The following is a 24,589-nucleotide window of genomic DNA, read 5'->3' as shown; positions in this document are numbered from 1 at the left end:
AGATTACTGGTAGGGGCTAGTTAACGCCGCTCCTAGGACTGATTACGGATCATTACTTGTATTTTTGCTCCCCAATCTATGTTTAATTGTTGTTGAGCATTTCCCCCATTCAGTGCTATTTCTACCCAATCATGAGAACCAACTAACGCCACCAATTGACCCAATGCAACATCTCCATAGGTTTGACCCCTCGGAATTAAACAGGATAAACTCGAAAATTTTTGCTGTTTTGGCTTCAATTTTTGTTTGGAATTCTTCTTGGTTTTTTTCTGTTTATGCTTTTTATTCTTGGGTTTTTTCTGTCCTTTACTGATCACCAGATACCAATTTTTATCAGCAACGGCTTCCCCAGGAATATTGGTGACTAAATTCCCAAACCCATCAATATATTGAATCGATCCCTCTATACCCAAATCGGTGAACCGATAGGACGGTAACGACAGTTTCATTAAGGTTTTGGGGTCAATAGGGGTTCCCAACTGTTCTAGGGGAACGCCAGAGGCTAAATGAGCACCAACTGAGGCAAAAATATCTCGACCGTGAAAGGTTGTACTCGGTTGAGCAGTTCGCCAATATTGAGGATTATTTAATTCAATCGCAATAATTTCAGGAGATTCTAAATGATTAGAGTTAATATCAATTTTAGAAGTTAAAAAGGGTTCTAATAGTCCCGTTAACAACCCGTTATCTGGCCCGACTAAATAGCTATTTTTAAATTGAATAGCGATCGCCCTTCGTTGAGTTCCTACCCCAGGATCAACAACAGCAATATGAACCGTTTTTTCAGGGAAATAGGAATAAGCATTCATCAAACAAAATCGTCCCGCCGCAATATTTTGAGGCAGAATATCATGGGTTAAGTCAATGATATTAATCTCAGGGTTAATTTGATGAATCACCCCTTTGATCACACCCACATAAACATCTTTTAAACCAAAGTCTGTTAAAAGCGTTATGATTTTATTATCCTGATTCATTATCAATGTTATTAAATAATCGGATTCAAAATGAACAGTCAATGGCAAAATTTTCTAAAAAACCTCGGAGAATGGCAAGGGTCTTTTGCTCAGTTATCACCCCAAGGAGAAATAATTACTGATATTCCCAGTCATCTCACCCTAGAAAGTTTGAATGACAATCAAACAGCACGGCTGACCCTCAAACGATTTTATCCTAATTCTGATCCTACTGCTCCACCGGAAGTTAAAGAATTAGTCCGAGAATATCAATCTCTGGGACGAGATCTTTTATTTTTTGAGAATGGGGCCTTTTCTCAAGGAACAATTCAACTGTCTCCCGTTTCACAATCTGGCGCAGAATTCGGGTTTATTTATGAAAATCGGCGGTTACGTTTAGTAGAACTATTCAACACCGATGGTCTGTTAGAAAGTTTAACATTAATTCGAGAAAAACGTCAGGGAACTGATATCGTTGAATATCCTGCTTTTACGCTTGAGGCATTATTAGGAGAATGGCAAGGAGAAGCAATTACTATTTATCCTGATTTACGTTCTCCTGAATCTTATTCAACTCGAATGCAGTTACAATTAGATAATGATCATCAACTTCAGCAAAATATAACTTTTGGAGTTCAGGAAACTAAAATATCCTCAAAAGCAAGAATTGATGGCTCTATTCTTTATTTTGATCAAGGGAAAAACCCCGTTAAAGTAATATTATTACCCGATGGGGCTTCCGCCACAATTCCTGAGAAAGTAGAGTTAGGGAAACCCTTCTTTTTTGAAGCGGGTTGGTTAATTAAACCGAATCTTAGACAGCGTTTAATTCGTCAATATAATCACAAAGGAGAATGGGTTAATTTAACCTTAGTTACAGAACAAAAACAATCCTAGAGAAGAAAGGGCGGGTTTAGGGAGATAATTACTGATCATTAAAGCTCGTCTCGGAACCCGCCCCTACGGTTTAATTGTTGATTATTGCTCAAATGCGAGCGGATTTTTTCCACAACAAAATGTAGGGGCGGGTTCTGTAATTATCTTCAATTCTGAGCAATAATCTGACTAAACCCGCCCCTCTTCTCTTCAATGCGATCGCCTTTTTACTATTAAGTAGAGGGCGAGAAGGGGCACAAGCCCCTACGGAATTTTTAGCCTTTGACACAGAGAATTTGTTTCAAAGTCGCCACAACTTCAACTAAATCGGATTGTTGTTTCATGACTTCATCAATGGATTTATAAGCACCCGGAATTTCATCAATCACGCCTGTATCCTTGCGACATTCAACCCCTTGGGTTTGTTGAACTAAATCATCTAAAGTAAAGGTTTTTTTAGCTTTAGTTCGAGACATTAACCGCCCCGCCCCGTGCGAACAGCTACAGTAACTATCATGATTTCCCTTGCCTTTAACAATAAAAGATTTTGCCCCCATTGAACCCGGAATAATCCCATAATCTTGTTCTGTTGCGCGGACAGCACCTTTGCGAGTGACATAAACTTCCTCGCCAAAATGCAGTTCTTTTTCAGAATAATTATGATGACAATTTACCTCTAATAAAGCTTTCGTGGGTTTACCTCCCGCAACGGCTGTTTCCACAATTCGTTTAAACCGTGCCATCATAATATCTCGATTAAATCGAGCGTAATGTTGCGCCCATTGTAAATCATTCCAATAGGCTGCAAATTCGGGAGTTCCTGATACAAAATAAGCTAAATCAGGGTCAGGAAGTTTAAGTTCTGCTAATTTTGCTAGGTTTTTTGCGGTATCAATATGGTTCTGGGCTAACATATTGCCAATATGTCGAGAACCGGAATGTAACATTAACCAAACGTTGTTTTCTTCATCTAAACACAGTTCAATAAAATGATTACCGCCTCCTAAAGAACCCATTTGTTTAATTGCTTTTGATTCTAAGTTTTGAACCTTAGAATGCAGGTCTTTAAATTCTTGCCATCCTTGCCAGTTGGTGACGGCTTTTTCAATATGTTTATTGTCATTAAATCCCACTGGAATAGCGGCTTCAATTTCTTGGCGAATTTTTTTGAGTTTTCCCTCTACTTGTTCGGTAGTAAACGGTAATTTGAGCGCACACATCCCACAACCCACATCAACCCCCACAGCCGCCGGAATAATGGCTTCTTTTGTCGCAATTACAGAACCAACTAATGCCCCTTTTCCTAAATGAACATCGGGCATTAAAGCAACGTGTTTAAACACAAAGGGCAAAGAAGCGACGTTTTTCGCCATTTTGGTTTCTGCTGAACCTAAATCGTGATTCGCCCAAGATAGGACTGGTTTAGGGGTAGAAAGATTTAAAGTTTCGTAAGGCATAAAGGTTTTATAGGGGTTCTAAATATACATCTATGTCAATAATATTACATTTATACTACATTGTCAAGAGGTGTGCAGATTTATGATAGGGTTAAGTTGAGTGAACTAGAAACCGGGTTTCTAGTTTGGGTTACAAGATGAATCAGATTGTAGGGGCGGGTTCTGTAATAATTTTTGTTTCCCACCAATAACTTTTATAAACCCGCCCCCTAATTAAGTTAAACCTAAATATCCTATGTCCCCAACTCATTCTCAAATTGAATTTAAGCAAATTCAGCATCTTGATCACCCTGATTTTGAAGTTGCGATCGCACTTTATGAACAAACATTTCCGTCTCCAGAAAGAGTCCCGGTCAATTGGATACGGGAAGCAATTCAATCTCAAAAAGCTCAATTATGGGGCGGTTATTATCAACAAGAATTTGCCCTAATGTCAATTTTATATCCCCTTCCCAGTTCTGATTTTATTCTATTAGCTTATTTAGCAACAGTTCCCCATTTAAGGAATATTAAAATCGGCTCTCAATTTTTAAAATATCTAATAGATTTAGAGAAAAGAGAGTCTAAATCGTTGATTTTAGAAGTTGAACATCCTCATTTTGGCGAAAATCGAGAATTAAAGCAGCGCAGAGTTCAATTTTATCAAAGGTTGGGTGCAAAAATATTACAAGATATTATTTATATTTTACCTGCTTTAGATGGAACTAAAACTACAGAAATGATATTAATGCTGATTTCTGATACAAATTCAGAAAAGCTCGAAAAAACCGTTGTTAAACAGTTAATTCGAGAGTTATATATAGAAGTCTATCACCGTGATTCTAATGATCCTATTTTTAATTGGGTTGAGGATATTCAGGATGATATTGCTTTAATTTGAGGGAACCACAAAGACACGAAGAGCAGAAGTACAACGGGGAAAACAACAGGATAGTGATTCGCCGATGAGGTTATTGCGATCGCTTGGTTAAGTCAAGGAACTTAAAAACCTTTGTGTCTTTGTGGTTGGGATTATTATTACCACCAAGACACAAGGACACAAAGAAATAAGTCTGTAATCAATTATAATTGAAAAGCTATAACAATATCTGCTTTTTTTAGGAATTTCTTAACCTTGATCCTCTTTTTCTTTATGTAATAGAAATTCTAGGTATTCTTCAAGTTGTTGCTGTCTGGTTTGGGATAGCTGATGTAACTTGTCTAAAATTGCTTCTTCCCTCGAATACTGACTAACTGGAATAATTTGGGAGGTGGCAACTTCAATGGTAATATGCGGGACATCAAACCCTTCTAAACTATACCCATCTTCTTGATTATCCATTGGATAATACTCAACAATAGTGGCAATATCTCCTTGTTTGAGGTGATATTCGGGTAAATCTTCTGTTAGGGCGACTTGGGAAAATAGAGGATATTGTTTTTTCATTATCAATTGTGTCAACGACCGCCAAAAATCCCTGATTACCTTCAAGATTAGATCCCCCTAAATCCCCCTTAAAAAGGGGGACTTTGAATCTTGTCCCCCCCTTTTCAAGGGGGGTTAGGGGGGATCATTATTGTTTAATAATTCTATAAATTCTTTGAAGTCTTGGTTCAGCATGATATTTCCATTGATGATAGTCTTGACGAATTTGTTCTAGGGCTGCAAGGCGTTCTAAATAGGGTTGTTTTTGCCAATAGGTGAAGTCGTTTTTTTGTTGTTTTTGATTAACTTTTGTGTAAGTTATGATCATGTTTCGTTGAGTCGGTGAGTCCATTTTATTTTCCTTAAAACATAGATTAAATTTGGGGGTTGATGTTAACCGAAATATGGGGTTAAAACTAGGAGAATAACTGGCGGAAAAATTGCTTGATTTGACTAAACCAGCGACGAATTTTTTGCCACCGGGTCGGGGATGGCGGAATGGGTGGGGTTTCGAGTTGCTCAAGGGCGCGATCGCATTCTTGGATTTTGTGATCGAGTTGCATTTGTTGATAGAATTGGCGAGCATTACGGTACGCACCTATGGCGTCGGGAATGCGGTTAAGTTTAGTTAGGGTTTTACCAAAGTTAAACCAGATTTCGGCTTGGTATTGAGGACTTTTGATTTCTGTTGCAATAGTCAAGGCATCATGATACAAAGAAAGAGCTTGTTGATAGTCTTCTAAACCATCATAGACTTTTCCTAAACCGTTTAAAGAATCAGCTACCCCCCCTCTATTCCCAATCTCTCGGTAAATTTCCAGAGATTGCTGGTGATAGGATATCGCTTCTTCGTAGCGTACTAGGGAATCGTAAGCAGTGCCTAAATTGTTTAAAGAAATAGCTACCCCCCCTCTATTCCCAATCTCTCGGTAAATTTCCAGAGATTGCTGGCAATAGGATATCGCTTCTTCGTAGCGTCCTAGTGAATTGTAAGCATTGCCTAAACCGAGTAAAGAACCAGCTACCCCCCGTCTATTCCCAATCTCTTGGTAAATTTCCAGAGATTGCTGGCAATAGGATATCGCTTCTTCGTAGCGTCCTAGTGAATTGTAAGCATTGCCTAAATTGTATAAAGAAGCAGCTACCCCTCCTCTATTTCCAATCTCTCGGCAAATTTCCAGAGATTGCTGGTGATAGGATATCGCTTCTTCGTAGCGTCCTAGTGAATTGTAAGCATTGCCTAAACCGTTTAAAGAAGAAGCTTCCCCCTGTCTATTCCCAATCTTTCGTGCAATTTCTAGTGATTGCTGGTAAAAGGATATGGCTTCTTCGTAGCGTCCTAGATAATTGTAAGCATTGCCTAACGAAGTTAAAGAGGCCATATATTGCCAGTCTTGCTTATCGGTGAGATGTTCGACCAATTCCTGATAGAGTTCAGCCAGGAGTTGGTTGTTACCGCGTAAGTTGAGGAAGTTAGCAATGCAATTATCGCTATAACTTTCATCCTGAATTACATCAAACGCCGTTTCATATTCCCCCAACTCGCACCAATGATAAAACACCTCCAAATATTCCCGCACATCCTCCACCGTCCGCCACTGGTCACGGGATTTAAACCGACTTTGATAAAATTGAATTGCCTTCTGATGCGTTCCCCTTAAATCCCCCACCCGATACTTGAGATACTCCAAAATCAAGGGCAGAAATGTATAAATTCCCCTGGTTTCCGACGCCAAAAATCCCCGTTTCCCTAACTCCCGCAATTCCTTCTCCGTCACCGTTTCCCCAGAAATAGCCGTCGCCGTCACCGCATCAAACCCCCAACGCAACACCACTAAAGACAACAACACCCGTTGTAACTTCTCCGACAAACGGTTAAAACTGGCATCCAACACGGCCACCAACTGCACCGCCTCCTCACGGTGGAATCCCTGTAACCGCCCCATCAACTCCCCAATATCGGCTATTCCTAACGCAGCTAAATCCCCAATAGTCGCCCCTTCGCCGATTTCCCCATTCAGTAACCCCGCCACCAGTCGCAAGGTCAGAGGATGGCCATTCACCTTAGCCACAAAAGCCTCCAATTCCGCCTCTGTCCCTCCAATGTCTAAATTTTGAAGTAATTGTCTTCCTTCCGTTGCTGAAAGTCCCTGTAGGGCTAATTCTGTGGGTTTATCCTGTACCAAATTCGGCACAACTTGGGTCGTCACCAGAATTTCTGTCTGATGACATTTCCCTAGCCAGTGTTGCAAAAAATTCTGATAACCTTCATCCTGAAGCACGGATTCCAGATTATCTAAGACCAGTAAAAACCGTTGTTGTTGCAGACAATGGATTAAAACCTCGGTTAAACGAGTTTCTTCAATTTCTTTTAACTGGTCTGGAGACAGTTTTCCCAACTGAGTTAAAATCCCCTGGGCGACAATCGAAAATAGGGGACGTTGCCCTAAATCTAGCCACAATTTATCAACAAAATCGGTTCTATCGTTAAAGACTTTTGCCGCCAGGGTTGATTTTCCCATCCCAGCGATCGCCACAATCACACCTAGTTTATTATTTTCATCGTCTAACCAACCGTTAACAATCGCTAAATCTCGTTCTCGCCCTTGCCAATAGTTCACCGCCGGGGGTGTGGTATTTAGACTAAAGGAAATCGCTTGAATTTTCGATTGGTCTCGCTCCAAGAAGCCGATAATCCTCTCAAAACCCTGTTCTACGGTTTGTGTTAACCCTTGAATTTGTGCCTGAGTTATTCCCAACTGTTGTAAGACGGCATCAAACCCCGATTCCATCTCAGTTCCCAACTGTTTAAACTGTTCTGTATGATCCTTCTGTAAGTTTTTAATCTCCGCTAAACCCGCTTGAATCGGTTCTAAATTAGCTGTTTGTTGGGGCTGATCTCGCAAGGTGGCTAAAATTTGCCCCAATAGGGATAACATTAACCCCCCAAAGGCTTTCCCCCCCTGTTCAGCATCTTGTTTTAAGACTTCGCGTAAGGCTTTAGGGAATTTCTCGGCTAAGATTTGGGCAACTCCGGTGATGACCTCCTCTGGTAAGGTGATTCCGACTTCAGGACATAACCAATCTTTTAATAGACTTTCCCAGTCTGCGGGAGTTAAAGGCTGTTGGTTAAAAAAGTCATTATGGGTTTGAGAAAAAAGGTTAACTAATTCTTCCTCTTGAATCGGATCAATAATATTAATTTCGCCATTGCGGTTGGCTTCTGCCAATTCCAGCCACTTTTTCGGCGCGGCTTTGGCTAATTTTTTTAAAGGTTTCTGGAAACTGCGATATTGTTCAGAGGTGGCGACGGACTCTAATAATAACCCAACAGCTAATCCGACGGCTTTGGTGAGGTCGTTGTTAGAGAGAATATCCTCTTGTCCCAGACTGTTGACAATAGCTCCGAGATCACCTGCAAATAGGTTCCCAGCAAGTCCTGTACCAATGTCACTAACGCATTGCAGTAGGCCAATTCCTTGTAAAGCGGGAATCAGAGGACAAGCAACACCCCCAGCTACAATTGCCACAAAGGTTGTTAACAGACGTACATTGCGTTGACTAACTAAATCGAGAATTCCCACGTTCTCACCCATGAGCTAGATTGATTTAATTATAGGATAGGGGAATTGGCAATAGGGAACAGAAGAGAAGGGGGAGAGGAGTTTTTATTCAAGTGTAAACAGTATTGGGTGTACCTGATGCCAAATTCTACTAAAATTCACCGATTCATTTGACGATTAACAATATCAATTTTTTTAACAAAATAATCCTCTCGATATTTTAACTGTTGTGCTAATCCTAATCCTTGTTGGAAGGCTGCGATCGCAGATTGATAAGCTTTTTGAGATAAATAAATATCTCCAATTTGATCATAAGCAGTCATCATGCCATAATAATTATTAGTCTGTTGATTGACTAAAACTTGAGCTTGATAAATATCTAAAGCGGTTTTAATTTGATCTTGAGATCGATAGAGTTTACCGAGTCTTCCTAATGCTTCACTGGCGTTATCAAACTGTTGAATAGAAGTTGCAATACTGTAGGCTTCTTGATAGGTTAATCCAGCTTGCTCAAACTGTCCTAATTTTTCATAATTCCCCCCAATGGCTAATTTAATTTCGGGAATGGGAAATAAATTAGGTTGATTTGCATAATATCCGGCTAATCTTTCTCTAACAGAAATCGCCTTTAAATATTCTCCAATTTGTTCATAAATAAACGCTAATTGTTGCAGCGATCGCACTTCACTCGCTGGCGGTGTTGGGTTGGGATTTTCCGGGGTAGCAGGTTGGGGTTGAGGTGGTAGCGCATCCCCTCGTATTGTGCGGATTTCCTGCTGTAATTCTAACAGATTCTCATAGGTTTCTGCGGCGTTGGGATAATCTAACCAATTCATATAAATTTGAGCAATTTCATTAAAATATTGTTCCTCGGCTAAAATATCTTGACTTTTGTTAGCCGTTTCTAATAAAGTTTGATAAACGATTAAAGCCTGATTTTTAGCCCGAACATTCTTAAAAGTTAATCCCAAAGATTGCCATAATTCTAAACTGTTATTCTTTTCAGTTTGCAGTTTTTTTAATATTTGATCCAAACGTTCAGTGATAAATTTTATATAGAGTCGTTGACTATTATTCCAAGCAATTAAGCCGACTCGATTTAAAGCAGCAATTTCTTGAGATAATCCAAAATAACGACGAATTCTTAACTCTCGATTCCATAATTCAAACGCACCTGGAATATTTTGGGCGGCTAATAATGCGGTTGCTTCTGCATTCAGTTTGACTAATTCCGGTTCTAATATTTCTTGTTGACTTTGACCTAAAACTTGACCTTCTGGGGGAGGAGAAGGAAGTAAAGGATCGGGTTCTTTACTGAATAAAGGGTTAGGGGAAAAATCATCAAGTAGGGGTTTTTCGGGTTCAGTTTCTTTTTTCTTTTCCGCGATCGCAACTCCGGTACTTCCTAAACCATATAAAATTGTAAAAACAGCTATTAAAATAGAGTTTATCGTCTGAATAGTAAGTTTTTTTCGATTCATCATAAAATCAACAGTGTAGGATTTAAAATATAATAGATTCATTTTATAACAATTTTCAACCTTTTGTAAATAGTCCGATCAGTCTTTCGTTGTCAAATTTGCCTAGAAAGGCTAAAAATCGGTGCAGAAATAGGGGATTAATATGGGATAATGATAGGATAAGCATTAAGGAGCCGAGAAAGTTGAGAGTTTGGAAAAGATGCGATCGCCTAGAGTTGCGAATGCAATATCGCTTTTTTAGAGGTCTGACTATTTTATTCTGTAGTCTTGTGTTTTTAACCGCTTGTTCTATTCCGCAAGTGTCCGCAGAAGATCGAATGTTTGTTGATTTATCCTTAAATTTTTTAGGGAAATATGAACTCTCAAAACCAATTTTATCAGAAGATCAACCTGTTAGTCAGTTGTCATCTCTAACTTATCAAGTTCCGGGGTATGGAACCTCAACGGATGGCGGAATTCAATTTTATGGGTTATCCGATGTAGCAATAGCAGAGTCTCCAGCAAAATTTTACACCCTTAACTTTAACTTAGAGACTTCGGAATCTATTAATTTAAAAGATATTACCCTAGAGGGATTAACGGTTCTCAAGGACAAACAAGAGCAACCGCTATTAGCCAATCAAGTTTATCCTGAAAGTATTGCATTTTCTCCGCGTCATTCAGTCTTTATTGCTGCGGAAAATTTAGAAAATGTTAACACTCCTCCCTTCATTGCTGAATACGATTTAAAAACAGGACAATTAAAAAATACCGTTCCCCTTTCCTCCTTTTATGTTCCCAAATTTAATGAATCCGAACAAACTCAAGGAGTCGAACCCAAATTTGGTTTTAAAGCGTTAACAATTTCTCCCGATGGCTTTAGTCCCGATGGTCGAGATCCGTTTCGGTTATTTACAGTCACCGAAAAACCGTTAATTCAAGATCGAGATCCAGAAAATGCCACTAAATTAAGATTATTGCATTATGTAATAGCAGATCGAGCCTCTTTTTTGGTTTCAGAAATGTTATACCTTTTAGATGAAACCTCTCAAAAATTAGTTGATATTACCGCAGGTCAAGGGGGAACCTTACTGAGTTTAGAACAATCAGAAAATACGGGTAAAATTTATCAATTATTCACCGGAGATGCAACGGATACTTCCCGCATTAAGAGTTTAAAAGGAAACGGAATCAAAGTACAACCTGTGCGGAAAAAATTATTACTTGATTTACAAGATTTAGGAATTCCTTTACAACAGTTAAGCGGAATGACATTAGGATCTCGTTTACCCGATGGAAGTCAAAGTTTAGTATTAATGAGTGAGGATGATAAAAATACCACTGAGTTTTTATTATTGAGTTTGAGAGTCGGACATTAAACCGAGGATATGCAACACTTTCTAAATTTTCTTTCCTGATTCCTGATTCCGTTGTATCCTAAAAAACGAAATTGATAACCGTTGATTAATCATGACCCATTCCACTGATATTGTCTCATTAGGGAAATTAATGGCGGCGGACTTCAGCAACCAAGCGCAAGCCTTTGAAAACCCGCCTTTTTTTGCCCATATTCGGGTTTGTATGCGTCCTTTGCCTGTAACATTATTAGATGGGGTGAGCTTGTATTTGGAACAGGCCTATGATATTAACTTAAAACAACCCTATCGGGTGCGGGTGTTGAAATTAGTTCCGGTAGAAAATCATATTGAAATCGAGAATTATGTGATCGAAAACGAACAGGAATTTTATGGCGCATCCCGTGAACCGGAAAGACTTCAAGGGTTAACAAAAGAGCGTTTGAAAAAAACAGAAAAATGTTCTTTTATTACCCATTGGACAGGACATAGTTTTAAAGGTGAAGTCGAACCGGGTAAAGGATGTATGGTGGAACGCAAAGGAAAAGTCAGCTATCTGGCGAGTGAATTTGAAATTGATGAACACCATTTTATTAGTCACGACCGGGGACACGACCCCGAAACCGATGAACAACTGTGGGGAGCCTTAGCGGGGCCATTTGAATTCGTGCGCTGGAGAAGTTTTGCGGACGAGGTAAAAATTTGATCCCCTTTCCTGATAAATTTACCCAGTATTGGCATATCAAGATTCAACAAGTGTATTTATGAAAGTCCTGGTTATTGGCGGTGATGGCTACTGCGGTTGGGCCACAGCGTTGTATTTGTCCAACCGTGGTTATGAAGTCGGGATTCTGGATAGTTTAGTTCGACGTCACTGGGATCAACAACTGTGTATTGATACGTTAACCCCAATTACACCAATTCAGCAACGGATTCAACGTTGGAAAGATTTAACAGGTAAGTCTATTGACCTGTTTATTGGGGATATCAATAACTACGATTTCCTGATCAAAAGTTTACTAAAGTTTGAACCGCAAGCTATTATTCACTTCGGAGAACAACGTTCTGCACCCTTTTCAATGATTGATAGAGAACACGCTGTTCTCACCCAAGCCAACAACGTGATTGGCAACCTAAATTTATTGTATGCAATGCGGGAACATTTCCCCGATTGTCATTTAGTGAAATTAGGAACGATGGGAGAATATGGAACCCCCAATATTGATATTGAGGAAGGATATATTACCATCGAACATAACGGCCGTAAAGATACTTTACCCTATCCTAAACAACCGGGTAGTTTCTATCATCTCAGCAAGGTACATGACAGCCATAATATTCATTTTGCTTGTAAAATTTGGGGTCTACGAGCAACGGATTTAAACCAAGGCGTTGTTTATGGGGTGTTGACAGAAGAAACCGGGATGGATGAACTGTTAATTAACCGTCTCGACTATGATGGCGTGTTCGGAACGGCTTTAAACCGTTTCTGTATTCAAGCCGCCATTGGTCATCCGTTAACAGTGTATGGAAAAGGTGGACAAACTAGAGCCTTTTTAGATATTCGGGATACGGTACGCTGTATTGAATTAGCATTAGAAAATCCGGCAGATTCTGGACAATTCCGCGTGTTTAATCAGTTTACCGAATTACATAGCGTCGGTGACTTAGCCATGATGGTTAAAAAAGCAGGTATTGCTTTAGGATTAGATGTGGAAGTGGAGAATATTCCTAATCCCCGTGTTGAATTAGAAGACCATTATTTCAACGCTAAAAATACAAATCTATTGGATTTAGGATTACAACCCCATTTCCTATCGGATTCGTTGTTAGATTCGCTGTTGAATTTCGCCATTAAGTATAAGGAACGGGTTGATAATACCCAAATTATGCCTAAAGTCTTATGGCGTAATCCGGGTTAATTTAGGATCATGTTTACTGTAGAGAAAGGTTAGGTTCTCTACAGTAAGCCTTTGATTTTGTTATAATGCAATAGCTAGTTCTATCAAAAACACCTATTGGGGAAAATACAATGATAGAAAATATTAAAGAAATTATTAGGGAAGCTGAAAGCCAAGGAACGTATATTGATAAGTGGGCTATTGAAAAGATCGAAGATGACCTTCATACAAACAGCCTGAGAGTTCATGTTGCTGGATTTATTGCTAAAAACGCAGATCAAATTATCAATGAAGTTTTGAGAGATTATTCTTTGTCTGAAAATACTATCCCTAGTGAGGATAATCAGTATAGAATTCAGAGAATCGAAGCTTTTCAGCACGATTTAGAGTATTTTTTGCGTTATTCTATGTATGCAATGCTAGAAGGTGATACTTCTATTTTAGATGATCGGGTTCTCAACGGTCTGAGAGAGGAAACCTACAAATCTATTAATCTGTCTATTGATCAAACTATTAATGCTATTCAACTCCTGAAAAAAGTTACTATTAGTTTTGTAAGTAATGAACTGGGGACTCAAGCCAGTCAAGAAATAGCATTTTATCTCGATTATTTTATTACAAAATTGTCTAGTAATGAAAACCGAGAAACTTTTTCAGATGCTCAACTATCACTGGAAAATACAACAGAAGTATCTAAGATTGAAACCACTTCCTCAAATCATCTATCAAAAGTTGCTAATAAAAAAGGATCTTTAGATGATTTAATTAATATCTTTGCGGAATGGACAAGAGATGAATCGGGCTATGATCAAGAAGTATATCCTTTAGTAGAACAGGCTCTAAAATCTAATTCCTTATCTTTATAAAAAATTGAATGAGTAAAGTTATACTATTAGATTCTGGGCCTTTAGGAACTATAGTTCATCCTAAATATAAGCACGAAAAACGTGAGTATCATGTAGAAATTAGAGAATGGTTGGAATATCTCAATCAGAATGATTTTGAGTTGCGAATTCCAGAAATAATAGATTATGAACTTCGTCGAAATCTACTTTTAGAAAACCTCAATAAAAGCATTGACCGCTTAGATTTGTTACAGAATCTCCTAATACCTTTAGAGCGAAAAACCATGTTAAAAGCTGCTCAATTGTGGGCAGAAATACGGAAGCAAGGAAAAGGTGGATCGCATCCAAAGAGTTTAGATGGAGATGCTATTCTGGTTGCTCAAGCTATTGGACAAAAAGATTTTTTTGAACAAGTGATTATTGTCACGACTGACTTAAAAGATTTATCTCGATTTCCTAATCATGGAATATCTATTTATGAGTGGCCTAATATTCTAACTAACGGTGAATTAAGTTAATGCCAGCATCCAGACTCACTTGTCTTTAACTTCAATAATATGTTAGATTACAGTTCTATAAGAATTAATCCGACTAGCCAGGAGGTATAATAATGGATGTTGCCAAAGTCTTAAGCTTAAAAAATCAGCTAATCAATATTGTAGAAAAAATACAGTTATCTCTTGGCAGTTCTGAACTTGATTCTTCTAATTTTTTGCAATTTATACAAGAGATTAAACCAGAGTTAAAAACTATAAACACTAAAATTAACGACGAAAAAAGAAATCATTCGATTTTTTCTGGAATTGATCATTTGCCTTTATTGGCTGCTAATCAAGATACTGTAAAAAAAGAGAAAATTCTATATGCTAAACGCCTAGATTTGATGAATCAGATTGCTATTGATAGCGGGTTGTTATTGAATTTTGTTGAGTTACTAGAATATTACTTTGATTCTCAACAATATCCCGTGATTAAAAATGCTCTCCGCTATTTAGTCGATATTATTTTAATTGAATTAAAGAACTGGACAGATGAGAACGATAGTACAGAATTTATAGAAAAATATGATTGGAGTCGGTTAATTGACGCTTTAATGCAGTTTGAACAATCTCTTAATTTAACCTCTGCTAATCCTTTAAATGTTCAATCTGAAATTAATATTAATTCGATTTTTGATAATTTGCAAACTTATCGCCTTCGCTTAAATGAACAGTATGAGGAATTAATTCAAAATCACCACATTGAATTACAGCATCAACAGGAAGCCAAACTCAAACGCCGACAGAAAACTGAACTCAAACACCAACAAAAAGATGAACTCAAACGTCAGAAACAGGAAGAATTACAACAAAAACGCGAAGTTAAGTTAACACGTCAGCAAGAATCTGAATTACAACGTCAACAGAAAGCCGAACTCAAACGTCAGCAACAGGAAGCTAAGTTAAAACAGAAACAGGAAAAAGAAATTCGTAAGTTAATTATTATTGTGGCTGGTGTAATTTTATTAGGAGGAATTGGATTGTTTATTTTAATCCTTTTAATTATAACCTGAGTAATCTAAATATTGTGGCTTCAGAAACTTCTCAAAGTCGTTTAGCCAAATCAATGATTATTAATTAATAAATTTGTAAAGGATTGAAAAATACTATTCAAAATCCTAATATTATGACCTGTGGTTTTATTAGGATTTTAGCGATCGCATACCGTTATAAACATCTTGTAGTGAGGCGTTCACGCCTCTAAGCCCTGAAGGGCTTACTACTATTTTAGATTTCAAAAAATTGATCTGTTCACGCCTCTAAGCCCTGAAGGGCTTACTACTATTTTAGATTTCAAAAAATTGATCTGAGGTAAACTTTTTTAATCCCTTGATAGTGTAGATTTTTTTAGGTAATTTTAAACACCATGTCGCCGGAACTACATCTAAAAGCCACCAGTTAAATAAATCTCGTCTGTGTTGTGAACCGGGAAAAATTGCATAGCCGTCAAAACAATCATCTAAACTTTCTAAAAGGGCTTCCTCTGCTAGATTATAATCCATCAATCTGAGTAGATTCCAAAACACATCTAAGGCTTCATCAAGTGCCTGTGATCCTTCAAATTTATGAGGAAATAACTGCTCACAAAGCTGTGAAATTGTTTGAGAATATTCTAAATTTTCAGGAATAACAGAGTTGAATTTGTGAGATAATTGTTTGGCTTGTTCTCTAAAAAAAAATCCTTTAATTATTTTCAAAATTAATGAAGGTCTGAGATCGTTGGGTAAGTAAGCTGTGACTGTAGGCTTAGTGGCAAAACCTAAAATAATTCCCATCCAAATATAACGACAATAACCTAAAAGATCTTCATCACTGTCTAAAACAGTCAGAATTTTCTGAACGTCAGTTTCTAAATTATTATTGGGATCGGCATTTTCTTCATCCAGTTCTTTATACTGTTTTTGCCACACTTCATTAATAGCATTTTGCAAAACATCAGGAATTTTTGTAGTTTTAGATTGTTTAAACTCTGGATGCTGATAAGATAGTTGTGTCATGGTTTATTTTTCCTCGTTAGATTCAGTATAGATTAAGATTAATTCGGAAAGTCCCACAATGTTTCAATTTCAATCTGGGGAAACTTCTCCTTAAATTGATCAATCACGCCCCAACAACTTCTACAGGGAATTCTTTCTGTGTATAAATATAGTTTGCCTTCAACTTGATCATTATCAAACATTTCCAAGGTATCGGCTACTGCTGAAAGGGCTTTATATTCAGCATCGTGATCCCTCAAATAACCCTCATGAATAATGGGATCAAATTGACCTCCCTCTGATTTAGGTTTAGGTTTAGGAATGGGGCTTTTTGTTCGAGAAGTTGCTCCCACCCCAAAAGATATGCCATTTATAAGATGTACCTCTATCACGGCAACATTGCCTTTACGAACCCTTTTGTTGAGATATTGTTCTCGAATCGATTGAGCATCTAACCTGAGACGTTCCTCAATACACACACTTAATCACTATTTTGAGCAATTATCTAATCATTATATCAACTTTCTTTTCTGAACTTCCTAAAAAAATGTTCAAAATTCAAAATTCAATCCTTTGAACTTTGAACTTTGAACATTAATAAAATTTGTTGAATTTCCGACTAATGATTAACTCCACATTCCCACACTCTTTGTGGGTCGGTTAATAAAAGGTGGAAGATCAGAATTAGAGTCAGAGGGAACCGTGGGAGAAGTATATTCAGAAGTGGGAACGCCTCCTTTTGATTCTACTTCGGCTTCATCGGGGCAAAATTCTAAACAAATCCGAAACTTTCCAGTTTGCCAAGATTGACCCGGACGCAAAAGTTGACACTCGATCCCTTCTTTAAATAAATTCTCCTCCTCTAATTTAGATTCCATAATCGACAAGAACTCACTGGCTTTAAATGTACATTGAAACATCAATGCACTTTCACTGGTATTAATCACATCATCATCACTGAGAATATAGCTGGAATCGCTCATGTTTATGTCCTGTAAATTGTCTGCTGCACGAGGGAATACCCTCAAATTCATTTAGAAAAACCAACCGTAGGAATGTAATCCTTTTCCTAATAGATTAACTCCTAAATAGCACACCCAAACCACAACGAATCCTGTCGTCGCTAAAATAGCAGGTTTTCGACCTTGCCAACCGCGAGTAATTCGGGCGTGTAAATAGGCTGCGAAAACTAACCAAGTAATTAATGCCCAAGTTTCTTTAGGGTCCCAACTCCAATAGGAACCCCAAGCTTCATTTGCCCAAACTGCCCCGGCAATAATACCAATGGTTAAAAGCGGAAATCCTAATCCAATAATCCGATAACTGATATTGTCAATAGTTTCCACTAAAGTTAATCGCTGGGGGGAAAGGAGTGTAGCAGATTGAAGATTGTCTGTGGTTTTGACAAACTCTAACACGGCTGTTGTGCCATTACCATTGGTTATGAACCCTTTGGGGCTAGACTCCGCAACGGTTTCTTGAGAATAATTGATTAAATCAGTAACGGGTTTTTGATGATTTCGAGAAATCCGAGTTCCCAGAGAACTACCACTCAATTCTACTTCCTGCCCTCGTGTCAAAATTAAGAAGGTAATCGCTAACAGAGAACCCACCATTAAGGTTGCATAACTCAACATCATGACGCTGACGTGCATCATCAACCAATTAGACTTTAACGCCGGGACTAGAGGTTCAGCAACCCGCATTTGAGGCGGTAATTTTAAGGCGGCAAATGCGACAATTCCCATTGCTACCGGAGAGGTGACAACCCCAACTAAGCGGCTACGACTCATTTGTTCAGCAATTAGATGAATTGTAGTAATGCCCCAAGTTAGGAAAAACAGGGATTCATATAAATTACTAATCGGAAAGTAACCCGCCTCAATCCATCTGGCTCCTAATAATGCGGCAATACAGAGATTAGCGATCGCCATTCCTGCGGTTCCTAATACCGATAAATAAGGAATATTGGGAAATGCAGCCCCCACCCAATACAACAATAGAGTGGTAAACAAAATGGCAAAAGAAATATTATCTAATCCATTCTGGAGTAAAACCAGATTCATAAACGGTTCTCCTGATAACGGTATTAATTACCGAGTTTTTTAACTCTATTTACTGATCCTACCCATTCGGTGACCATCCTGGATGAAGTTTCCCTGGAGATGTCAATTTATAGGAGTTCGGACATTGCGATCGCCAGATCAGCAACAACCGAACCCAATCCTGTTTTTAACTTTGATACCCTATACAAAGAAGCATACTGTCACAAAACGAGTGGCCTAGGGATCACGCTCATTGAGGAGAGGGGACGAATGCCTGCGACTGACTATAAAGACTACTACACCATTTTAGGACTAGACAAAACCGCAACGGCCGATGATATTAAAAAAGCCTACCGGAAACTAGCCCGAAAATATCACCCGGACATGAATCCGGGGAATAAACAAGCTGAGGCGCGTTTTAAAGAAGTCAACGAAGCCTATGAGGTGTTATCCGACCCCGATAAACGCCGCAAATACGACCAATTTGGTCAATATTGGAACCAAGCCGGAAGTACAGGTTGGCCCGGTGGTGCCGGGTCTAATGCCGACGTTAGCGGGTTTGATTTTACTGAATTTAACAGTTTTGATGAATTTATTAACGCGCTTTTAGGTCGGGGTGCCGCCGGAGCTAGACCCGGAAGTAGTAGCAGTCGCAGTTATTCCTATCGTCCCCAGACTGGAGGGCCATCGGGATTCGGTGGCAGTCCCTACAATAATGATTTTTCCTCTGGATTTAATTCTCGCAATCCCTCTACCGTCGCTGACACAGAAGCCATCATTACCCTCACCCTCAGTGAAGCGTTTCATGGGACTCAAAAACGCTATGCAACGGGAGAAGTCACGATTCCAGCCGGAGTCAAACCCGGAAGCCGAATTCGAGTTCGAGGTCAAGGTCAACTTGATCCCTACAGCCAACAACGGGGGAATTTATATCTGAAAGTGGAAATTCAACCCCATCCTTTCTTTCAATTTGACGGGGAAAATCTCGTCTGTGAACTACCTGTAACCCCCGATGAATTGGTTTTAGGGACATCGATTGAAGTGCCCACACCCGATGGTATGGTGACGATGAATATTCCGCCCGGTATTCGTTCAGGACAGTCGTTACGGTTGCGGGGGAAAGGCTGGCCAAAACCCAAAGCAGGAGGTCGCACCGATCAATTAGTCAAAATTGTGGTGGTGCCCCCTAAAGAACTCAGTTCTAATGAACGAGAATATTATGAAAAAATTCGCGCCAGTCGCACGTTTAATCCTCGCAGTAGCTTAAAAGATATAAAGCTATAAAAACGTTGAAACCGATCAGGAGATGAGTGTCCTGATCGGTTTGTACTTTGCACTTGCATAAATTGTTGAATATTTTTATAGATGGAATTCCTCATTCACCCATTGACAAAAAAGCCGAGAATTTTCATCTTTTACCCAACGCGCCACTAATTGTCCTTTTTTTGCTAGGCTTTTGCTTTGAGTCTGGGTCAGAATCGGAGCTTCTACGGTGGGTTTTTCCAGACGGGGATGAGCAACAGGTCTTCTCCAAGAAAGATTGATAAACATAGTTTTATACTCCCAAAACTTTTATACCTCTTATTCAATTCCACTTGATCTTCTCTCTAGATTGTGTGACGAAAATCACAAGTAATTAACAGTTGTGAAAACTTTTGTAAACAGGAATCAAGCATAATTCCGAAAATATTGGCTACAATTTTGGGTCTATTTTCAGCTTTTTGTTCCCAAAATCGCTACTTATATATATTGACAAAATGCACAAAGTATGTATGTTAAGGGATTAAATCATCGAATCAGTATGGATCAGTATTTTTACGGTTCAAACTTGTTAACTTTATCGATTTTCAAATCCAGAGTCCTATAGCGATAATGGGTTCACAGTAGCAGAGAGATGTATCCTACGCGCCTCAATTCGGGTTTTCTAGGTTAATCAATCCGTTTGAGTGACTCAGAGGAGCCTGATTTAGACTCAATCCGGTAGCATCCCTGTTGGAAGATGTGGTAGCGGGTTTGTAAGTAGGGGCGAAACTATATAAGATCGGAGTTCCCATCAATCTGAGCTTCGACTCGCCCTTACACTTTTTCTTAAAAATATTAGGGTGATGGTTGATTAGGGTATAATATTACGATTTGCAACATATTTCAATTCCTGTTTAGCCGTTTTATGAGTTTGATTTGAAATAGCGATCGCGCTTTATCTTCTGGAAAATAGCGATCGCCATTTTCGCCCTTAAGCTTCAAGAATTGATTTTAATTATGGACGGATTCAATTCATTTTCCACATGAAGGAGACAAACCCTAATTCTGCTTGATCTTCTTGTCCCTCAATTCCAAAATGAACAAAGAAATTGAAACTGCTATAATAGAGTCTGGCTCCGGTTAGAAAATATCCGTTTTTGTTAAATTCATGTCAGCACCCCGCTCTCTTTGTGACGGGGCTTCATGCCTCCAACTTTAGATAGCTGACCAGCCTANTTCATAAAAAGGATGGTTATTCTTATGGATTTTAAAAGAACTCAGGCGGTTAAAACCGCGCTTAGTCGGTTTTCCTCCTCGCTCGCTTATAGACGAGGCTTCCAACCTTCCCATGTTTTTCTTGTGACATGACAGCCAAGGCTGCATCACAATAAAAATAGGTTGTTGTCATTCTGATCCTCTCAGCAACAGCAATCATTCCCAAAACCCAGAGCATGACTCGTCCACCAGCAGTTCTAATCAACAGATGTTCCATGATGCCTCTATGAAGCGTAAATGGCTCTATAGGTTCTTATCACCCAATCGGCAGATTGTTCCCTATCTGGTGCTGTTAAGCACGTTGCTGCTAACGGCGATCGCCACTTATTATGTTGAATCTACGGCGCGTACCCAGGATCGCTTGCGATTTGATACCTCTATTCAACGCACGGAAAATCTGATTCGAGATCATGTTAAAACCTATATTGCCTTACTGCGGGCAGGAAGTGGATTATTTGCGGCTCAAAATGATGTAGATCGAGAAGAATTTCGCGCCTACATGGAACGCTTACAACTGCGTGAAGAATATCGCGGTATTCAAGGAATTGGGTTTACAATTCGGTTTCTAGCATCTGAAAAAGAGCAATTAATTGCCCGAATGCAAACAGAAGGAATCTCTAACTTTGCGATTCATCCTGATGATAATCGACCCGAATATCATGCCATTATCTATCTCGAACCCTTAGATCAACGTAACCAAGCTGCGATTGGTTATGATATGTTTAGTGAACCTGTGCGTCGGAAGGCAATGGAACGCGCCAGAGACGGCGGCTTCCCGGCGGCATCGGGTCGAGTGACACTGCGACAAGAAATTGATGCGAATAAACAAGCGGGGTTTTTAATTTATTTCCCGATTTATCAAGGCAATTCTATTCCCCCAACTGTTATAGAAAGACGACAGAAATTATTGGGATTTATTTATAGTCCGTTTCGGATGGGTGACTTGATGCAAGGGCTTTTTGGAAGCAATTCAGAATCTTTTATTGATTTTGAAATTTATGATGGTTTAGCGATTACTCCGGCTCATCTCCTGTATGATTCTAATCCTGATCATTCCTTTGGGTTCAAACCCCGATTTGAACGTCGGAAAATGATCTCAATTGCCGAACAAACTTGGACAATTGTATATACTTCTCGTCCTGAATTAGATTTTAATTCTCAACGTCTAATGGCTCCCTATATTGCGTTATCAGGGAGTTTGGTGAGTCTGATTTTATTTGGATTAATGCGATCGCAAATTCAAGCCAGACGCATTGCTGAAAAAAACGCAACAGAATTGAGAAAATCAGAAAAAGCCCTGCGAGAAAGTGAAGCCCGATTTCAGGCTTTTATGAATTATAGTCCGGCGGTGGCTTGGATTTGCGATCTCGAAGGTCGAATGTTGTATTTTAGTCGAAGTTATACCCAAACCTTTAACATTTCAGAGGATGCTTTAGGAAAAACGGTCTTTGATTTGTTTCCCCCAAAATTAGCCTCAAAATTCCTAGAGGAAATTTCTATTGTGGCTTCAGAAAATCGGGTTTTAGAAGTAATTGATTCTATTCCTCGACGAGATGGAAAAATCGGAGAATTTTTAGCTTATCAATTTCCAATTTGGGATGCTTACGGACAACCATTAGTTGGAGGTGTAGCAATTGATCGCACGGAAAGCCGTCAAGCTGAAGCCTTATTACGTCGTTCAGAAGTACAATATCGAACGATGATTGAACAATCTCCTCTGAGTATTTTAATTTTATCCTTAGATGGTTTTGTTCAGCGTGTCAATCGAGCCTGGGAAGACCTCTGGGGAATTAAAGGGGAAGACATCAAAGACTACAATCTTTTAGCGGATCAACAATTAATTGAAAAAGGGATCATTCCTTATATTCAACGGGGGTTTGCTGGGGAAGCCGTTGCCATTCCTCCGATTTTATATGATCCCCATCAAACCTTCCCCAAATTGTCGATTTATGGGTATGCTCAACGCTGGGTACAAGCCTATGTTTACCCGGTGCGGGATGAAATTGGTCAAATTCGAGAAGTGGTGTTTATCTATGAAGATATTACCGAACGCAAACACGCCGAAGAAGAATTACAAGAAAGTGAAGCTCGGTTTAGAACGTTAATTGAAACAACATTTGATGGGATTATTATTCATGAAAATGGTATTATTCTGGATGCCAATCAAGGGGCAGCAATTATGTTTGATTGTTTGTTAGGAGAAATGATAGGGTCTTCTTTTCTGGATTTTGTTACCCCGGAGAGTCAAGCTTTAATTTTACACAATATCACAAATAATTTACAAGCTCCATATTCAGCTATGGGATTCAAAAAAGATGGGACAAATTTTTATGTAGAAATTATCGGTCGTCCCCAGGTTTATAAAGGGCGTGAAGTTCAAGTTACAGCCCTACGAGATATCACAAATCGCAAACAATTAGAAGCGCAACTCCGCACCCGTGCTGAACAATTAGCAGAAGCTAACCGCCTCAAAGATGAATTTTTAGCCACGCTTTCCCATGAATTACGAACGCCTTTAAATGCTATGTTAGGATGGACACAACTGTTAATGTCGAAACATTTAGATGAAGAAACATTTAATCGAGCCACAGAAACTATTAATCGCAATACCCGAACTTTAGCTCAACTGATTGAAGATTTATTAGATGTCTCTCGAATTATTAATGGAAAATTGCATTTAACTCTTAATCCTACCTCTTTAATTCCTATTATTGAAGCGGCAATTGACACCGTGCGTCCGGCTGCTGAGGCGAAAAATATTACGATTCATGTTTCTCTTCAGCCTAATATTGGGATTGTTTTAGGGGATGGCAACCGTTTACAACAAGTGATTTGGAATCTGTTGACAAATGCGGTGAAATTTAGCGCAGAAGAAGGACAAATTCAAGTCCGACTCGACAAGTCTCAAGAGAACAATTCCTGTTCTAATTCAGACCCTCAACTTTCCTTAAATCAAGAACCTTTAGAAGCCGATATTAAGCAAGTTGAGACGGTGAATTATGCAGAAATTCAAGTCAGTGATACCGGACAAGGAATTAGCCCGGACTTTTTACCTTTTGTGTTTGAACGCTTTCGTCAAGCCGATGGTTCAATTACTCGCAAACAGGGGGGATTAGGATTAGGATTAGCAATTGTGCGCCATTTAGTGGAACTGCATGGAGGAAGCGTTAGTGTTGAGAGTCCAGGGTTAGGAAAGGGTGCAACATTTACGATTAAGTTACCACTGATGACATCGGATTTGTTAAAGGATAATGAGGATTTTCTGAGTGAAAATAATTTGATGCTGGAGAGTTGTTTGAAGTTAAAGGGAATACGAATATTAGTGGTGGATGATGAAGTAGATGCTCGTGATTTAGTTGCTCATATTTTGCAAAATTGTGGGGCGGATGTGGTGACAGTAGGGAGTGCAGAAGAAGCAATAAATACGTTAAAAACTAATAATACATCCCCTTTTCATATCTTAGTCAGTGATATTGGAATGCCCCAGGGGGACGGTTATTCATTATTACGTCAAATTCGTTTATTACCCCCAGAAGAAGGTGGAAAAATTCCCGCTTTAGCCCTCACAGCTTATGCTAAAGCCGAAGATCGTAAAGCAGCATTCTCCGCCGGGTTTCATGCTCATTTAGCGAAACCGATAGAAGCTCATGAATTACTATTTACAATCGCCAATTTAATTGAGATTATCGGATAA

At 39.0% G+C, this 24,589-nt stretch carries 21 protein-coding genes; 10 read left to right on the top strand and 11 right to left on the bottom strand.

Annotation, left to right across the window (positions count from 1 at the left end):
- Positions 1-32: 32 nt before the first annotated feature.
- Positions 33-977, bottom strand: coding sequence for an SAM hydrolase/SAM-dependent halogenase family protein (locus tag PL8927_RS21000; protein ID WP_083625390.1), 945 nt, complete (start codon positions 975-977; stop codon positions 33-35).
- A 30-nt stretch (positions 978-1,007) separates the two neighbouring features.
- On the opposite strand from PL8927_RS21000, the gene PL8927_RS20995 reads away from it, so the two are divergent.
- Positions 1,008-1,853 carry a DUF3598 family protein gene (locus PL8927_RS20995; RefSeq protein ID WP_083625389.1) on the top strand — a complete coding sequence of 282 codons (846 nt, stop codon included), beginning with the start codon at positions 1,008-1,010 and terminating at the stop codon, positions 1,851-1,853.
- A 254-nt stretch (positions 1,854-2,107) separates the two neighbouring features.
- On the opposite strand, the gene PL8927_RS20990 is transcribed toward PL8927_RS20995, so the two are convergent.
- Positions 2,108-3,289 (bottom strand): RtcB family protein, encoded by a 1,182-nt coding sequence (locus tag PL8927_RS20990; RefSeq protein ID WP_083625388.1) that lies wholly within the window; start codon positions 3,287-3,289, stop codon positions 2,108-2,110.
- A 235-nt stretch (positions 3,290-3,524) separates the two neighbouring features.
- On the opposite strand from PL8927_RS20990, the gene PL8927_RS20985 reads away from it, so the two are divergent.
- Positions 3,525-4,169 carry a GNAT family N-acetyltransferase gene (locus PL8927_RS20985; protein ID WP_083625387.1) on the top strand — a complete coding sequence of 215 codons (645 nt, stop codon included), beginning with the start codon at positions 3,525-3,527 and terminating at the stop codon, positions 4,167-4,169.
- 228 nt (positions 4,170-4,397) lie between these two features.
- Here PL8927_RS20985 and PL8927_RS20980 read toward each other — a convergent pair whose 3' ends face one another.
- From PL8927_RS20980 to PL8927_RS20965, 4 genes are all read right to left on the bottom strand, one after another.
- Positions 4,398-4,715, bottom strand: coding sequence for a DUF4926 domain-containing protein (locus PL8927_RS20980; RefSeq protein ID WP_083625386.1), 318 nt, complete (start codon positions 4,713-4,715; stop codon positions 4,398-4,400).
- A gap of 127 nt (positions 4,716-4,842) precedes the next feature.
- Positions 4,843-5,046: a hypothetical protein gene (locus tag PL8927_RS20975; RefSeq protein WP_231506090.1), complete on the bottom strand. Its 204-nt coding sequence runs from the start codon at positions 5,044-5,046 to the stop codon at positions 4,843-4,845.
- 64 nt (positions 5,047-5,110) lie between these two features.
- The gene (locus PL8927_RS20970; RefSeq protein WP_083625384.1) at positions 5,111-8,290 is read right to left on the bottom strand and encodes a tetratricopeptide repeat protein; all 3,180 of its coding nucleotides are present in this window, start codon (positions 8,288-8,290) and stop codon (positions 5,111-5,113) included.
- 125 nt (positions 8,291-8,415) lie between these two features.
- Positions 8,416-9,741 (bottom strand): tetratricopeptide repeat protein, encoded by a 1,326-nt coding sequence (locus PL8927_RS20965; RefSeq protein ID WP_231506089.1) that lies wholly within the window; start codon positions 9,739-9,741, stop codon positions 8,416-8,418.
- Positions 9,742-9,920: 179 nt separating this feature from the next.
- Here PL8927_RS20965 and PL8927_RS20960 point away from each other — a divergent pair, with 179 nt between their 5' ends.
- The 6 genes from PL8927_RS20960 (at position 9,921) to PL8927_RS20935 (ending at position 15,370) form a co-directional block, all read left to right on the top strand.
- Positions 9,921-11,096: an esterase-like activity of phytase family protein gene (locus PL8927_RS20960; RefSeq protein WP_231506088.1), complete on the top strand. Its 1,176-nt coding sequence runs from the start codon at positions 9,921-9,923 to the stop codon at positions 11,094-11,096.
- Between the two features lie 91 nt (positions 11,097-11,187).
- Positions 11,188-11,778 (top strand): chromophore lyase CpcT/CpeT, encoded by a 591-nt coding sequence (locus PL8927_RS20955; protein WP_083625383.1) that lies wholly within the window; start codon positions 11,188-11,190, stop codon positions 11,776-11,778.
- Positions 11,779-11,836: 58 nt separating this feature from the next.
- A complete protein-coding gene (locus tag PL8927_RS20950; RefSeq protein WP_083625382.1) occupies positions 11,837-12,994 on the top strand; it encodes an NAD-dependent epimerase/dehydratase family protein in 1,158 nt (385 codons plus the stop codon).
- 110 nt (positions 12,995-13,104) lie between these two features.
- Positions 13,105-13,839, top strand: coding sequence for a globin family protein (locus tag PL8927_RS20945; protein WP_083625381.1), 735 nt, complete (start codon positions 13,105-13,107; stop codon positions 13,837-13,839).
- Positions 13,840-13,847: 8 nt separating this feature from the next.
- On the top strand, positions 13,848-14,336 hold the full coding sequence (locus tag PL8927_RS20940; RefSeq protein ID WP_083625380.1) for a type II toxin-antitoxin system VapC family toxin: 489 nt from the start codon (positions 13,848-13,850) through the stop codon (positions 14,334-14,336).
- Between the two features lie 92 nt (positions 14,337-14,428).
- On the top strand, positions 14,429-15,370 hold the full coding sequence (locus PL8927_RS20935; protein WP_083625379.1) for a hypothetical protein: 942 nt from the start codon (positions 14,429-14,431) through the stop codon (positions 15,368-15,370).
- Between the two features lie 273 nt (positions 15,371-15,643).
- Here the strand turns inward: PL8927_RS20935 and PL8927_RS20930 are convergent, their stop codons facing one another.
- From PL8927_RS20930 to ccsB, 4 genes are all read right to left on the bottom strand, one after another.
- Positions 15,644-16,354 (bottom strand): hypothetical protein, encoded by a 711-nt coding sequence (locus PL8927_RS20930; RefSeq protein WP_083625378.1) that lies wholly within the window; start codon positions 16,352-16,354, stop codon positions 15,644-15,646.
- Positions 16,355-16,392: 38 nt separating this feature from the next.
- Complete coding sequence (locus PL8927_RS20925; RefSeq protein ID WP_083625377.1) at positions 16,393-16,812, bottom strand: deaminase domain-containing protein; 420 nt, start codon at positions 16,810-16,812, stop codon at positions 16,393-16,395.
- A 147-nt stretch (positions 16,813-16,959) separates the two neighbouring features.
- The gene (locus PL8927_RS20920) at positions 16,960-17,316 is read right to left on the bottom strand and encodes a KGK domain-containing protein (protein ID WP_083625376.1); all 357 of its coding nucleotides are present in this window, start codon (positions 17,314-17,316) and stop codon (positions 16,960-16,962) included.
- 51 nt (positions 17,317-17,367) lie between these two features.
- Positions 17,368-18,399, bottom strand: coding sequence for a c-type cytochrome biogenesis protein CcsB (ccsB, locus tag PL8927_RS20915; protein WP_083625375.1), 1,032 nt, complete (start codon positions 18,397-18,399; stop codon positions 17,368-17,370).
- Positions 18,400-18,648: 249 nt separating this feature from the next.
- On the opposite strand from ccsB, the gene PL8927_RS20910 reads away from it, so the two are divergent.
- On the top strand, positions 18,649-19,662 hold the full coding sequence (locus PL8927_RS20910; RefSeq protein ID WP_083625374.1) for a DnaJ C-terminal domain-containing protein: 1,014 nt from the start codon (positions 18,649-18,651) through the stop codon (positions 19,660-19,662).
- A gap of 75 nt (positions 19,663-19,737) precedes the next feature.
- On the opposite strand, the gene PL8927_RS20905 is transcribed toward PL8927_RS20910, so the two are convergent.
- A complete protein-coding gene (locus PL8927_RS20905) occupies positions 19,738-19,929 on the bottom strand; it encodes a hypothetical protein (protein WP_083625373.1) in 192 nt (63 codons plus the stop codon).
- 1,192 nt (positions 19,930-21,121) lie between these two features.
- Here PL8927_RS20905 and PL8927_RS20900 point away from each other — a divergent pair.
- Complete coding sequence (locus PL8927_RS20900; protein WP_197047503.1) at positions 21,122-24,589, top strand: hybrid sensor histidine kinase/response regulator; 3,468 nt, start codon at positions 21,122-21,124, stop codon at positions 24,587-24,589.

The organism is Planktothrix serta PCC 8927 (genome assembly GCF_900010725.2).
In the GTDB taxonomy this organism is placed as follows: domain Bacteria; phylum Cyanobacteriota; class Cyanobacteriia; order Cyanobacteriales; family Microcoleaceae; genus Planktothrix; species Planktothrix serta.
This window is presented reverse-complemented; position numbering and strand designations above follow the sequence as displayed.

Excerpts from the sequence above, each read along its gene's own strand:
- PL8927_RS21000 (WP_083625390.1), bottom strand. The coding sequence starts at position 977 with ATGAATCAGGATAATAAAATCATAACGCTTTTAACAGACTTTGGTTTA.
- PL8927_RS20995 (WP_083625389.1), top strand. The coding sequence starts at position 1,008 with ATGAACAGTCAATGGCAAAATTTTCTAAAAAACCTCGGAGAATGGCAA.
- PL8927_RS20990 (WP_083625388.1), bottom strand. The coding sequence starts at position 3,289 with ATGCCTTACGAAACTTTAAATCTTTCTACCCCTAAACCAGTCCTATCT.
- PL8927_RS20985 (WP_083625387.1), top strand. The coding sequence starts at position 3,525 with ATGTCCCCAACTCATTCTCAAATTGAATTTAAGCAAATTCAGCATCTT.
- PL8927_RS20980 (WP_083625386.1), bottom strand. The coding sequence starts at position 4,715 with ATGAAAAAACAATATCCTCTATTTTCCCAAGTCGCCCTAACAGAAGAT.
- PL8927_RS20975 (WP_231506090.1), bottom strand. The coding sequence starts at position 5,046 with ATGGACTCACCGACTCAACGAAACATGATCATAACTTACACAAAAGTT.
- PL8927_RS20970 (WP_083625384.1), bottom strand. The coding sequence starts at position 8,290 with ATGGGTGAGAACGTGGGAATTCTCGATTTAGTTAGTCAACGCAATGTA.
- PL8927_RS20965 (WP_231506089.1), bottom strand. The coding sequence starts at position 9,741 with ATGATGAATCGAAAAAAACTTACTATTCAGACGATAAACTCTATTTTA.
- PL8927_RS20955 (WP_083625383.1), top strand. The coding sequence starts at position 11,188 with ATGACCCATTCCACTGATATTGTCTCATTAGGGAAATTAATGGCGGCG.
- PL8927_RS20950 (WP_083625382.1), top strand. The coding sequence starts at position 11,837 with ATGAAAGTCCTGGTTATTGGCGGTGATGGCTACTGCGGTTGGGCCACA.
- PL8927_RS20945 (WP_083625381.1), top strand. The coding sequence starts at position 13,105 with ATGATAGAAAATATTAAAGAAATTATTAGGGAAGCTGAAAGCCAAGGA.
- PL8927_RS20940 (WP_083625380.1), top strand. The coding sequence starts at position 13,848 with ATGAGTAAAGTTATACTATTAGATTCTGGGCCTTTAGGAACTATAGTT.
- PL8927_RS20935 (WP_083625379.1), top strand. The coding sequence starts at position 14,429 with ATGGATGTTGCCAAAGTCTTAAGCTTAAAAAATCAGCTAATCAATATT.
- PL8927_RS20930 (WP_083625378.1), bottom strand. The coding sequence starts at position 16,354 with ATGACACAACTATCTTATCAGCATCCAGAGTTTAAACAATCTAAAACT.
- PL8927_RS20920 (WP_083625376.1), bottom strand. The coding sequence starts at position 17,316 with ATGAGCGATTCCAGCTATATTCTCAGTGATGATGATGTGATTAATACC.
- ccsB (WP_083625375.1), bottom strand. The coding sequence starts at position 18,399 with ATGAATCTGGTTTTACTCCAGAATGGATTAGATAATATTTCTTTTGCC.
- PL8927_RS20910 (WP_083625374.1), top strand. The coding sequence starts at position 18,649 with ATGCCTGCGACTGACTATAAAGACTACTACACCATTTTAGGACTAGAC.
- PL8927_RS20905 (WP_083625373.1), bottom strand. The coding sequence starts at position 19,929 with ATGTTTATCAATCTTTCTTGGAGAAGACCTGTTGCTCATCCCCGTCTG.
- PL8927_RS20900 (WP_197047503.1), top strand. The coding sequence starts at position 21,122 with ATGAAGCGTAAATGGCTCTATAGGTTCTTATCACCCAATCGGCAGATT.